Here is a 12,961-nt window from a genome sequence, read left to right on the forward strand (position 1 = left end):
AATGCCTCAGCCCCCCGCGGCCACGGCCACCGAGCCGCTGGCACGCGCCCTGCTATCCGACCCCACCCGGCTGGTCTTTGCCTCGACCGACCAGGCCCAGACGCGCGCAGCAGTGGGTACGGTTTTCAAGCCGCACAAGCTCACCATCGGCGGCACGACGCTGGCTGCCCGCATGCATCATGCGCCGCTTGGCGCTGTGTCGTTCAACCGGCTGGCCTACGGCGCGGAAGTCCAGATCGAGCCGGGGCCGCTCGATGATTTCCTGCTTGTGCAGATGCCGCTGGCGGGCCATGCCCAGATCCATTGCGGCCAGCAGCAGATCCTCTCCGACCGCGACATGGCCTCGGTGCTCACACCGAGCGACCCGGTGCGGATGCGGTGGAGCCACGACAGCGACCAGTTGATCGTGCGCGTGGAGCGCGGTGCGCTGGAGCGGGTATGCGCGGCGCACCTCGGCCATCGGTCACAGGCGCCGCTGCGCTTTGAGCTTGGGATGGGTTGGCGCCGCCTGGCGGCCTGGTATCAGTTGATGCACTACCTGGCCGACCTGCTGGCGCTGGCGCCGGACGCAGCGCGGCATCCGTTGACTGCCTGCCAGCTCGAGCAGTTGGTAATCGGCACGTTGTTGACAGTGCAGCCCCACAGCTTGGCGGAGGCGATGCGTGCACGGGGCAAACCGCTGGCGCCGCGCCACGTGAAGCAGGTCGAGGAGTACATCCATGCTCATGCACAGGCGCCACTGACCCCCGCCCTGCTGGCGGAAATCGCCGGGGTGAGCCTGCGCGGGCTCTATGCGGGCTTCCGGGAGCATCGCGGCATCAGCCCGATGGCCTACCTGCGCGCGGTGCGGCTGGAGCGTGTTCGCCATGACCTGCTGAACGACCCGGAGATCGACTCGGTCACGGCTGCGGCCCTGCGCTGGGGTTTCTGCCATCTGGGGCGCTTTAGCGTGGAATACCGCAAGAGTTTCGGCGAACCGCCGGGGCAGACGCTGCGTCGGCGCGGGCCCGCCTAGGCCGCATTCGTCGGGGCGGGAACGCAAAAACAAAAACGGCGAACCGAAGTTCGCCGCTTTTTTTGCGCAAAACCGCTTGGGGCGGTTTTGTGCTGAATACCTTACACCTTGATTTCGACGTCGACGCCGGCCGGCAGGTCGAGCTTCATCAGTGCGTCAACGGTCTTGTCGGTAGGATCGACGATGTCCATCAGGCGCTGGTGAGTGCGGATCTCGAACTGATCACGGCTCGTCTTGTTGACGTGCGGCGAACGCAGGATGTCGAAGCGCTGGATACGGGTCGGCAGGGGCACCGGGCCCTTGACGATCGCGCCGGTACGCTTGGCGGTATCCACGATTTCGGCTGCCGACTGGTCGATCAGGCGATAGTCGAAAGCCTTCAGGCGGATACGGATCTTCTGGTTCTGCATGATATTTCCTTAAAAGAGCGATGGGCGGCGTGCGCCCTGGAACATGGGAACAAGCCGACGGTATTGTACCGCCAGCCTGCTCCAGGAAGTTTGCTTAGTCGAGGATCTTTGCCACGACGCCGGCGCCGACGGTACGACCGCCTTCACGGATAGCGAAACGCAGGCCTTCTTCCATGGCGATCGGGGCAATCAGCTTGACCGTGATCGACACGTTGTCACCCGGCATAACCATTTCCTTGTCCTTCGGCAGCTCGATCGAGCCAGTCACGTCGGTCGTACGGAAGTAGAACTGCGGGCGGTAGTTGTTGAAGAACGGGGTGTGGCGGCCGCCTTCATCCTTCGACAAGATGTAGACCTCGCCGGTGAAATGCGTGTGCGGCTTGATCGAACCCGGCTTGCACAGCACTTGGCCGCGCTCGACGTCTTCGCGCTTCGTGCCGCGCAGCAGCAGACCCACGTTGTCGCCTGCTTGACCTTGGTCCAGCAGCTTGCGGAACATTTCCACGCCGGTGCAGATGGTCTTGACCGTCGGCTTGATACCAACGATTTCGATTTCTTCACCAACCTTGATGATGCCGCGCTCGATACGACCGGTCACAACCGTGCCACGGCCCGAGATCGAGAACACGTCTTCCACCGGCATCAGGAAGGTACCGTCGATGGCACGTTCCGGCGTCGGGATGTAGCTGTCCAGCTGCTCGGCCAGGGCCAGAATGGCTTGCTCGCCCAGTTCGCCCTTGTCGCCTTCCAGTGCCAGCTTGGCCGAACCCTTGATGATCGGGGTGTCGTCGCCGGGGAATTCGTACTTGGACAAGAGCTCGCGCACTTCCATTTCGACCAGCTCGAGCAGCTCGGCGTCGTCGACCATGTCGCACTTGTTCAGGAACACGATGATGTAAGGCACGCCAACCTGGCGGGCCAGCAGGATGTGTTCGCGGGTCTGGGGCATCGGGCCGTCAGCGGCCGAGCACACCAGGATCGCGCCGTCCATCTGTGCGGCGCCCGTGATCATGTTCTTCACATAGTCAGCGTGGCCCGGGCAGTCAACGTGTGCGTAGTGGCGGTTAGCCGTTTCGTACTCGACGTGTGCGGTGTTGATGGTAATACCGCGTGCCTTTTCTTCCGGCGCTGCGTCGATTTCGTCGTACTTCTTGGCCGAACCGCCAAACTTGGCTGCCAGCACCGTAGCAATTGCTGCCGTCAGGGTGGTCTTACCATGGTCAACGTGACCGATCGTACCAACGTTCACGTGCGGTTTAGTCCGCGAGAACTTTTCCTTTGCCATTTTTCAGCTCCTAATCGAAACCAGTATGTCGTGTTCATAGTGCCGCCGCGCACAACGCGCGGCGGCGGATTTTTTACTTACTTGCCACGTGCCGTGATCACGGCGTCGGCTACGTTCTTCGGAGCTTCAGCGTAGTGCTTGAACTCCATCGTGTACGTAGCACGGCCTTGCGTGGCCGAACGCAGCGAGGTCGAGTAGCCGAACATCTCTGCCAGCGGAACTTCCGCGCGCAGGATCTTGCCACCGCCGACCATGTCGTCCATGCCCTGGATAATGCCGCGACGCGACGACAGATCGCCCATCACGTTACCCATGAAGTCTTCGGGCGTTTCCACTTCCACGGCCATCATCGGCTCGAGCAGCACGGGGCTTGCGCGGCGCATGCCTTCCTTGAAGCCCATGGAGCCGGCCATCTTGAACGCGTTTTCGTTCGAGTCCACATCGTGGTACGAACCGAAGAACAGCGTGACCTTGACGTCGACCACGGGGAAGCCTGCCAGAACGCCAGCGTTCAGGGTGTCCTGAATGCCCTTGTCCACTGCGGGGATGTACTCGCGCGGAACCACGCCGCCCTTGATGGCGTCGACGAATTCGTAGCCCTTGCCCGGTTCTTGCGGCTCGAGCTTCAGTACCACGTGACCGTACTGGCCACGGCCGCCCGACTGCTTGACGAACTTGCCTTCCACTTCGTCGCAGGTCTTGCGGATGGTTTCGCGGTACGCAACCTGGGGCTTGCCCACGGTGGCTTCCACGCCGAATTCGCGCTTCATGCGGTCAACCAGAATTTCGAGGTGGAGCTCGCCCATGCCCGAAATGATGGTCTGGCCGGATTCTTCGTCGGTCTTCACGCGGAACGACGGATCTTCCTGTGCCAGGCGGTTCAGGGCGATGCCCATCTTTTCCTGGTCAGCCTTGGTCTTCGGCTCGACAGCCTGCGAAATCACCGGCTCCGGGAACACCATGCGTTCCAGGATGATGATGTGGTCCGGATCGCACAGCGTGTCGCCCGTGGTGGCTTCTTTCAGGCCAACCGCGGCGGCGATGTCGCCTGCCAGCACTTCCTTGATTTCTTCGCGCTGGTTGGCGTGCATCTGCAGAATCCGGCCCAGGCGTTCCTTCTTGCTCTTGACCGGGTTGTAGATGGTGTCGCCCGAATTGACCTTGCCCGAGTAGACGCGGAAGAAGATCAGCTGGCCGACGAACGGGTCGGTCATGATCTTGAACGCCAGAGCGGAGAACTTTTCGTCATCCGCGGCACGGCGCGACGTTTCCTTGTCGTCATCGTCCACGCCGGTGACCGGCGGGATGTCGACCGGCGACGGCAGGAAGTCGATCACGGCGTCCAGCATACGCTGCACGCCCTTGTTCTTGAACGCGGTGCCGCACAGCATCGGCTGGATTTCGCAGGCGATGGTACGGTCGCGCAGGCCCTTGATGATCTCGGCTTCGGACAGTTCGCCCTCTTCCAGATACTTGTTCATCAGTTCTTCGTTCGACTCGGCAGCTGCCTCGACCATCTTCTCGCGCCATTCGTTGCACGAGTCGGCCAGTTCAGCCGGGATGTCCACGTAGTCGAACTTGGTGCCTTGGCTGGCCTCGTCCCAGATGATCGCTTTCATCTTGATGAGGTCGACCACACCCTTGAAGGTGTCTTCGGCGCCGATGGGCACAACGACGGGAACCGGGCTAGCCTTCAGGCGGGTCTTCAGCTGGTCGTAGACCTTGAAGAAATTCGCGCCGGTACGGTCCATCTTGTTGACGAAGGCCAAGCGCGGCACGCCGTACTTGTTAGCCTGGCGCCAGACGGTTTCCGACTGGGGCTGCACGCCACCCACTGCGCAGTAGACCATGCAAGCGCCGTCCAGCACGCGCATGGAGCGCTCCACCTCAATGGTGAAGTCCACGTGGCCCGGGGTGTCGATGATGTTGATGCGGTGTTCCGGGTAATTGCCGGCCATGCCCTTCCAGAAGGCGGTGGTCGCAGCGGAGGTGATCGTGATGCCACGCTCCTGTTCCTGCTCCATCCAGTCCATCGTGGCGGCGCCATCGTGCACTTCACCGATCTTGTGGTTCACACCGGTGTAGAACAGGATACGCTCGGTCGTGGTGGTTTTACCCGCGTCAATGTGAGCCGAGATACCGATATTGCGGTAGCGCTCAATGGGAGTCTTACGAGCCACTTTAATCCTCTATTCGTCCGTGAGACGCCGGCATCTCATTGCCAACGCCCGTAACACAAACGGGCGAGCGTGTGAAAACACAGCCCGCCCGGCAACCAACCGCGTATAACTCGCGCGCTTTAGAAGCGGAAGTGCGAGAACGCCTTGTTGGCTTCGGCCATGCGGTGCACTTCGTCGCGCTTCTTCATCGCGCCGCCGCGGCCTTCCGCTGCTTCCAGCAGCTCACCTGCCAGGCGCAGCGCCATCGACTTCTCGCTGCGTTTTTTCGCGGCCTCGCGCAACCAACGCATCGCCAATGCCAAACGACGCGACGGACGGACTTCGACCGGAACCTGATAGTTGGCGCCGCCCACGCGACGGCTCTTCACTTCGACCACCGGCTTCACGTTGTTGATCGCAACGGAAAACACTTCAACGGGGGCCTTGCCTGCCTTCTTTTCGATCTGGTCGAACGCGCCATAAACGATACGTTCGGCAACCGACTTCTTGCCGTCCAGCATCAGGACGTTCATGAACTTGGCAACTTCAACGTTACCGAACTTCGGATCGGGCAGGATATCCCGCTTGGGGACTTCACGACGACGTGGCATCTTCTTTCCTTTAGATTCAGTTGAGAGCGCGGCAATGATTTCCCGCTCTCCGGCCACCAACTAGCTTGCCTTCCATCGAGGCAAATTCGCCGGGTGACCACTTACTCGACGGCACGGCGCATAAACGCTCCGTTGTACCGCCGCCTGGTGACAGCACCATGACGCAACCGCCACAGGCTATCGTTTGTTGCTTCGGGCTTTGTGCCCAGCTTGCCTGGCGTTAGCCTTAAGCAGCCTTCGGACGCTTCGCGCCGTACTTCGAACGTGCCTGGCGACGATCCTTCACGCCTTGCAAGTCCAGCGAGCCACGGACGATGTGGTAACGCACACCCGGCAAGTCCTTCACACGGCCGCCGCGGATCAGCACGACCGAGTGTTCTTGCAGGTTGTGGCCTTCACCGCCGATGTACGAGATGACCTCGAAACCGTTGGTCAGGCGCACCTTGGCGACCTTACGCAGTGCCGAGTTCGGCTTCTTCGGCGTCGTGGTGTACACACGGGTGCACACGCCGCGACGCTGGGGGCAGTTCTCAAGCGCCGGGCTCTTGCTCTTGACGACTTCAGAGACACGCGGCTTGCGAACCAGTTGGTTGATAGTTGGCATTGTTCAATCCAGCTTGGTTTTACGGAAAAACACCCCTGGGGCCACAAGCAATGGGCCGAAGAGGCAACGACGGGTTTTGGGCGGGAAAAGTGAGCGAGCGCTCTTGAGACGGACCTGTGGAGGAACAGACTGGCCAAAGAGCGCGAGCTCGCCTGGGATCCCGCTGCGACCACACCACCAGAGCATCACACGATCCCCTGGCAGGCTTGCCGATTGCGAACCGAGGGCCACAATTACGACAGGCGAGCGAAATCCAAAGCCAAAAACTCGAATCTGACATTCTAGCAGCGACTACGTAAACCGTCAAGCAGCTTCTGACAGAAGCGTGCTGCCCGGCTTAGGCCCGGGCAAGGTCTCAAAAGTCCTCCACGGCACCCAGCGCTTCCAGGATGGCATCGCCGTAGCGCTCCAGCTTGGCGGCGCCGATGCCGGGGACTTCAGCCATTGCCGTCAACGAATCCGGCGCGCTGCGCGCCAGTTCGGCCAGCGTGGCGTCATGGAAGATCACATAGGCCGGCACGCCGTGCTCGCGTGCCGTCTCGGTGCGCCACTTGCGCAGGGCTTCCCAGTTGGCCAATGCCTCGGTGTCCATGCCGGCGGTATGGTCGGTGCGTGTGCCGGCGGAGCCGCGCACGCCACGCTCGCCGCTCTTGGCTGGCTTGCTGGCCTGGCGGCGCAGGGTGATCGGCATCTCGCCCTTGAGCACCGCGCGCGCAGCGTCGCCAAGCAGCAGGGCGCCGTGACCGCCATGGTCGATCACCAGCAGGCCGTGGGCAATCAACTGGCGGAAAATGGCGTGCCACTCGGAGACTGAACGGTCCGCGCCGATGCCAAACGTGGAGACCTTGTCGTGGCCCCATTGGCGAATTTTTTCCGACGCATTGCCGCGCAGCACGTCGACCATATGGGTCGCGCCGAAATGAACGCGGCTGGCCTGTGCCGTACGGTAGACGCATGACAGCGCCATCTGCGCTTCACGCGTGCCATCCCAGGTAGCGGGCGGCTCCAGGCAGGTGTCGCAGTTGCCGCAGGGCTCGCTGGCTTCGTCGAAATAGCCAAGGATGCGCACGCGGCGGCAGCCGGCCGTCTCGCACAGTCCGAGCAGGGCATCGAGCTTGGCGGACGAGACGCGCTTGTGCGCATCGTCTGCCTCGGACTCGTCGATCATGCGCTTTTGCTGAACCACGTCGCCCAGGCCGTAGGCCATCCAGGCGTTGGCCGGCAGCCCGTCGCGGCCGGCACGGCCGGTCTCCTGATAGTAGCCCTCCATGCTCTTGGGCAAGTCCAGGTGCGCCACAAAACGCACGTCCGGCTTGTCGATGCCCATGCCAAAAGCGATGGTGGCCACCATGATCACGCCCTCTTCCTCGCGGAAACGCGCCTGATGGTGCTGGCGCACGCCCGCATCCATACCGGCGTGGTATGCCAGCGCGTTGAGGCCCTGGGCGCTGAGGTAGCTGGCGGTGTCCTCCACCTTCTTGCGCGACAAGCAATAGACGATGCCGCTGTCGTGCGTGCCGTCCGCGGCCAGGTGCTCGGCCTTGATAAAGGCCAGCAACTGCTGGCGCGCATTGTCCTTCTCGACGATGCGATAGCGGATATTGGGACGGTCGAAGCTGGAGACGAAGACGCGAGCGTCGTGCAGCGCGAGGCGCTCGACGATTTCCTCGCGCGTGACGGAATCCGCGGTAGCCGTCAGGGCAATGCGCGGCACTTCCGGGAAGCGCTCGTGCAGCACCGAGAGCTGGATGTACTCGGGTCGGAAGTCATGGCCCCACTGCGATACACAGTGCGCCTCGTCGATGGCGAACACGCCGATACGGGTACGCTGGAGCAGGTCCTGGAAGCGCGGCGTCATCAGCCGCTCGGGCGCCACATAGAGGATTTCCAGCCGGCCGGCGAGCAGATCGCGCTCGACCGCGGAGGCCTCGGCCCCGCTGAGCGTCGAGTTCAGCACTGCTGCGCGCACGCCCGCCTCGGACAGCGCCGCGACCTGGTCCTGCATCAGCGCGATCAGGGGCGACACCACGATGCCGGTGCCCTGCCCGGCCCGCTGCCGCAGCAGCGCGGGAATCTGGTAGCACAGCGACTTGCCGCCGCCGGTCGGCATCAGGACCAGGCAATCGCCGCCATCGGCCACATGGTCGATGATCTCCCCCTGCCGGCCGCGGAAGGCGTGGTAGCCAAAAACATCCTTGAGAATCGCCAGGGCGCGCGACATAGCAACAGCTTAAAAAAGGGTGGGACCGCGAAAGGCGTAACCATACCACCAAGGGCGCGGCTAACTACTTCGGCCTGTGACGAATGTTCCCGGATTTCTTTCGTGTGGCGGCGCATGGAGCACGGGTCCGTGCCCCTGCGGCAAAGCATAAGCACGACGAATAAAAATGACCGAAGAGAGCGACCGAAATAAAACAGGCCATATACGTACAGTACGTACAGGCCAAAAAAAACCCGGCCACCAGGGCCGGGCTTCTTCATGCAGCTTGCTTGCAGGTTCAGGCTGGCAGTCTTAGACCGCGTCGCCCTCGCCTTCGGTCGTCGCCGGCACCACAGGCGGCTCGATGAAGAGCGACTGCTCTTCGTCGGAGATCGCCTGGGCACGTTCGCGCTCGGCCGCCTCGCGCGCCTTGCGAGCACGGTGGTAGGCCAGACCCGTACCAGCGGGGATCAGTCGGCCAACGATCACGTTTTCCTTCAGACCACGCAGGTCGTCGGTCTTGCCCATGATCGCGGCTTCCGTCAGCACGCGGGTGGTTTCCTGGAACGATGCCGCCGAGATGAAGCTGTCGGTCGACAGCGACGCCTTGGTGATACCGAGCAGCAGGTTTTCGTACGTGGCCGGACGCTTGCCTTCGGCGATCACGCGATCGTTCTCGTCAAGCAGTTCCGAACGCTCCACCTGTTCACCCGGGATGAACTTGGTGTCGCCCACATCCGCGATCTGCACGCGGCGCAGCATCTGGCGCACGATCACTTCGATGTGCTTGTCGTTGATCTTCACGCCCTGCAGACGGTACACGTCCTGCACTTCGTCGACGATGTAGTGCGCCAGCTCCTCGATGCCCTTCAGGCGCAGGATGTCGTGCGGGTCCGCCGGACCTTCCACGATCATTTCGCCCTTGTTCACCACCTGGCCATCGTGCACCAGGACTTGCTTTTCCTTGGTGATCAGGAACTCATGGGCGTTGCCGTCCAGGTCCGTAATCACCAGGCGTTGCTTGCCCTTGGTGTCCTTGCCGAACGACGTGGTGCCGGTCACTTCCGCCAGCACGGCGGCATCCTTCGGCGAACGCGCTTCGAACAGCTCGGCCACACGCGGCAGACCCCCGGTAATGTCGCGGGTCTTTTGCGATTCGGTCGGGATACGTGCAAGCACTTCGCCCACGTGCACCTGCTGGCCGTCCTTCACGGTGATCAGCGCGCCGACCTGGAAGCCGATGGTCACGGAGTGGTCCGTGCCCGGGATCTTCACTTCCTGGCCGTTGGCGTCGAGCAGCTTCACCTGCGGGCGCAGGCCCTTGGTGGCAGCCGTACGGCGCTTTGCATCAATCACCACGAGGGTCGACAGGCCGGTGACCTCGTCCATCTGCTTGGCGACGGTCACGCCTTCTTCGACGTTCTCGAACTTGGTCGTGCCGGTGTACTCCGACACGATCGGGCGCGTCAGCGCGTCCCACGTGGCCAGCTGCGTGCCAGCCTTGATGGCCTGGCCGTCCTGCACCAGCAGCGTGGCGCCGTACGGGATCTTGTGGCGCTCGCGCTCGCGGCCGTGGTCGTCGGTGATCAGCGCTTCACCCGAACGCGAGATGACGATCAGCTCGCCCTTCGCATTGGTAACGTAACGCATGGTCGCCGTGAAACGCACGGTACCGGTTGCCTTCGCTTCCACGCTCGATGCCACGGCCGAACGCGATGCCGCGCCGCCGATGTGGAACGTACGCATGGTCAGCTGGGTGCCCGGCTCGCCAATCGACTGAGCGGCGATCACGCCAACCGCTTCGCCGGAGTTCACCAGCACGCCGCGGCCAAGGTCGCGGCCATAGCACATGCCGCACAGGCCGTAGCGCGTGTCGCACGACAGCGGCGTGCGCACCTTCACTTCGTCCACGCCGATGGCGTCGATCATGTCGACCAGGTCTTCGTCCAGCAGGGTGCCGGCCTCGATCGCGGTTTCCTGGGTCTCAGGGTTCACCACGTCGGACACCGTCACACGGCCGAGAATCCGGTCGCGCAGCGCTTCGATCACTTCACCGCCTTCAACCAGGGCCTTCATGGCCACGCCGTTGGTCGTGCCGCAATCGTCTTCCACCACCACCAGATCCTGCGTCACGTCGACCAGACGACGGGTCAGGTAACCCGAGTTCGCGGTCTTCAGTGCCGTATCCGCCAGGCCCTTACGCGCACCGTGGGTGGAGATGAAGTACTGCAGAACGTTCAGGCCTTCACGGAAGTTCGCCGTAATCGGCGTTTCAATGATCGAGCCATCCGGCTTGGCCATCAGGCCACGCATGCCAGCCAGCTGACGGATCTGCGCAGCGGAACCGCGCGCGCCCGAGTCAGCCATCATGTAAATCGAGTTGAAGGAGTCTTGCTTCACGGTGTTGCCGTGACGGTCGACCACGTCTTCGTGCTGGAGCTGCTCCATCATCGCCTTGCCCACCTGGTCGCCGGCGGCGCCCCAGATGTCCACGACGTTGTTGTAGCGTTCCTGGTCGGTCACCAGACCCGACATGTACTGCTTGTCGTATTCCTTCACCTTGGCTGCCGCGTCGGAAATGATCTTTTCCTTTTGCGGCGGCACCAGCATGTCGTCGATGGCGATCGAGATACCAGCGCGCGTTGCCAGGCGGAAGCCCGACTGCAGCAGCTTGTCAGCGAAGATCACGGTCTCGCGCAGGCCGCACTTACGGAACGCGGTGTTGATCAGGCGCGAGATTTCCTTCTTCTTCAGCGGCTTGTTCAGCACCGAGAAAGGCAGGCCCTTCGGCAGGATCTCGGACATGATCGCGCGGCCGACCGTGGTGGCCTGCAGCGTGATCTTGGGCGCGAAGCGGGCGTCGCCCACTGCATCCTTGTCGACCAGTTCATACTCGGTGATACGCACGTTCACGCGCGAAGCCAGTTCGACTTCCTTGTTCTCGTAGGCGCGGATCACTTCGCTGATGTCGGCAAACGTCAGGCCTTCGCCCTTGCCGTTGATCTTGTCGCGGGTCGTGTAGTACAGACCCAGCACCACGTCTTGCGACGGGACGATCGACGGATCGCCGTTGGCCGGGAACAGCACGTTGTTGGAGGCCAGCATCAGCGTGCGGGCTTCCATCTGCGCTTCCAGCGACAGCGGGACGTGAACAGCCATCTGGTCACCGTCGAAGTCGGCGTTGAACGCCGCGCAGACCAGCGGGTGCAGCTGGATGGCCTTGCCTTCGATCAGCACCGGCTCGAACGCCTGGATGCCCAGGCGGTGCAGCGTCGGCGCGCGGTTCAGCATGACCGGATGCTCGCGGATCACCTCTTCGAGGATGTCCCACACCACAGCGGTCTGGCTTTCCACTTCCTTCTTCGCCGCCTTGATGGTGGTGGCGATGCCCATCGTTTCCAGCTTGTGGAAAATGAAAGGCTTGAACAGCTCGAGCGCCATCAGCTTGGGCAGGCCGCACTGATGCAGCTTCAGGGTCGGGCCCACCACAATGACCGAACGGCCGGAGTAGTCGACGCGCTTGCCCAGCAAGTTCTGACGGAAACGGCCGCCCTTGCCCTTGATCATTTCGGCCAGCGACTTCAGCGGACGCTTGTTGGCGCCCGTCATGGCCTTGCCGCGACGACCGTTGTCCAGCAGCGAGTCAACCGCTTCCTGCAGCATGCGCTTTTCGTTGCGCACGATGATTTCAGGCGCCTTCAGTTCGAGCAGGCGCTTCAGGCGGTTGTTACGGTTGATGACGCGGCGATACAGGTCGTTCAGGTCCGAGGTGGCGAAACGGCCACCATCCAGCGGAACCAGCGGACGCAGTTCGGGCGGCAGCACCGGCAGCACTTCCAGGATCATCCATTCCGGCTTGATGCCCGAACGCTGGAACGCCTCGAGCACCTTCAGGCGCTTGGCGAACTTCTTGATCTTGGCTTCGGAGCCGGTGGTCTGCAGCTCGGCGCGGATCGTTTCGATCTGCTTTTCGATGTCGATGCCGCGCAGCAATTCACGGATGCCTTCGGCACCCATCATGGCCACGAACTCGCCTTCGCCATACTCTTCGCACTTGGCGATGTAGTCGTCCTCGGACATGATCTGGCTCTTCTTGAGCGGGGTCATGCCGGGTTCGAGCACCACGAATGCTTCGAAGTACAGGACGCGTTCGATATCGCGCAGCGTCATGTCGAGCACCATGCCCAGACGCGACGGCAGCGACTTCAGGAACCAGATGTGCGCGGTCGGCGCAGCCAGTTCGATGTGGCCCATGCGCTCGCGGCGCACCTTGGCCAGCGTCACTTCAACGCCGCACTTCTCGCAGATCACGCCGCGATGCTTCAGGCGCTTGTACTTGCCGCACAGGCACTCGTAGTCCTTGATCGGGCCAAAGATCTTGGCGCAGAACAGACCATCGCGCTCGGGCTTGAACGTCCGATAGTTGATGGTTTCCGGCTTCTTCACTTCACCGTACGACCACGAACGGATCTTCTCTGGCGATGCCAGGCCGATCTTGATCGCGTCGAACTGCTCTTCCTGCTGAACCTGCTTAAAGAGATCGAGCAATGCTTTCATTGCAACTCCTTGTTTCGCCGCCAGCCCGACAGCATGTCGGGCCCGCGGCATTCATCCTGTGGGAAAACCGTAGCGGGCATTCGGCGGCAGGCGGGCCATTCACGGCCGGCCTGCCGCGCA

General features: G+C 62.5%; 8 protein-coding genes. 1 reads left to right on the forward strand and 7 read right to left on the reverse strand.

The genetic code is table 11. The annotated features are described in order from the left end of the window. The first annotated feature begins 1 nt into the window (after window position 1). Window positions 2-1,015 (forward strand): AraC family transcriptional regulator, encoded by a 1,014-nt coding sequence (locus tag RR42_RS19280; protein ID WP_043350370.1) that lies wholly within the window; start codon window positions 2-4, stop codon window positions 1,013-1,015. A gap of 101 nt (window positions 1,016-1,116) precedes the next feature. Here the strand turns inward: RR42_RS19280 and rpsJ are convergent, their stop codons facing one another. The 7 genes from rpsJ to rpoC form a co-directional block, all read right to left on the reverse strand. Beyond that, complete coding sequence (gene rpsJ / locus RR42_RS19285; RefSeq protein ID WP_006160488.1) at window positions 1,117-1,425, reverse strand: 30S ribosomal protein S10; 309 nt, start codon at window positions 1,423-1,425, stop codon at window positions 1,117-1,119. Between the two features lie 94 nt (window positions 1,426-1,519). Next, on the reverse strand, window positions 1,520-2,710 hold the full coding sequence (tuf, locus tag RR42_RS19290; RefSeq protein WP_006164373.1) for an elongation factor Tu: 1,191 nt from the start codon (window positions 2,708-2,710) through the stop codon (window positions 1,520-1,522). A 77-nt stretch (window positions 2,711-2,787) separates the two neighbouring features. Next, window positions 2,788-4,890, reverse strand: a complete 2,103-nt coding sequence (fusA, locus tag RR42_RS19295) for an elongation factor G (RefSeq protein WP_043350374.1) — start codon at window positions 4,888-4,890, stop codon at window positions 2,788-2,790. A gap of 119 nt (window positions 4,891-5,009) precedes the next feature. Then, complete coding sequence (gene rpsG, locus RR42_RS19300; protein WP_035876146.1) at window positions 5,010-5,480, reverse strand: 30S ribosomal protein S7; 471 nt, start codon at window positions 5,478-5,480, stop codon at window positions 5,010-5,012. A gap of 226 nt (window positions 5,481-5,706) precedes the next feature. Further along, the gene (rpsL, locus tag RR42_RS19305) at window positions 5,707-6,084 is read right to left on the reverse strand and encodes a 30S ribosomal protein S12 (RefSeq protein ID WP_006162330.1); all 378 of its coding nucleotides are present in this window, start codon (window positions 6,082-6,084) and stop codon (window positions 5,707-5,709) included. A 355-nt stretch (window positions 6,085-6,439) separates the two neighbouring features. Then, window positions 6,440-8,305 carry a DNA helicase RecQ gene (recQ, locus tag RR42_RS19310; RefSeq protein ID WP_043350379.1) on the reverse strand — a complete coding sequence of 622 codons (1,866 nt, stop codon included), beginning with the start codon at window positions 8,303-8,305 and terminating at the stop codon, window positions 6,440-6,442. A 291-nt stretch (window positions 8,306-8,596) separates the two neighbouring features. Then, window positions 8,597-12,841: a DNA-directed RNA polymerase subunit beta' gene (gene rpoC / locus RR42_RS19315; protein ID WP_043350381.1), complete on the reverse strand. Its 4,245-nt coding sequence runs from the start codon at window positions 12,839-12,841 to the stop codon at window positions 8,597-8,599. Window positions 12,842-12,961: the final 120 nt, after the last annotated feature.

Source organism: Cupriavidus basilensis, from assembly GCF_000832305.1.
GTDB lineage: Bacteria > Pseudomonadota > Gammaproteobacteria > Burkholderiales > Burkholderiaceae > Cupriavidus > Cupriavidus basilensis_F.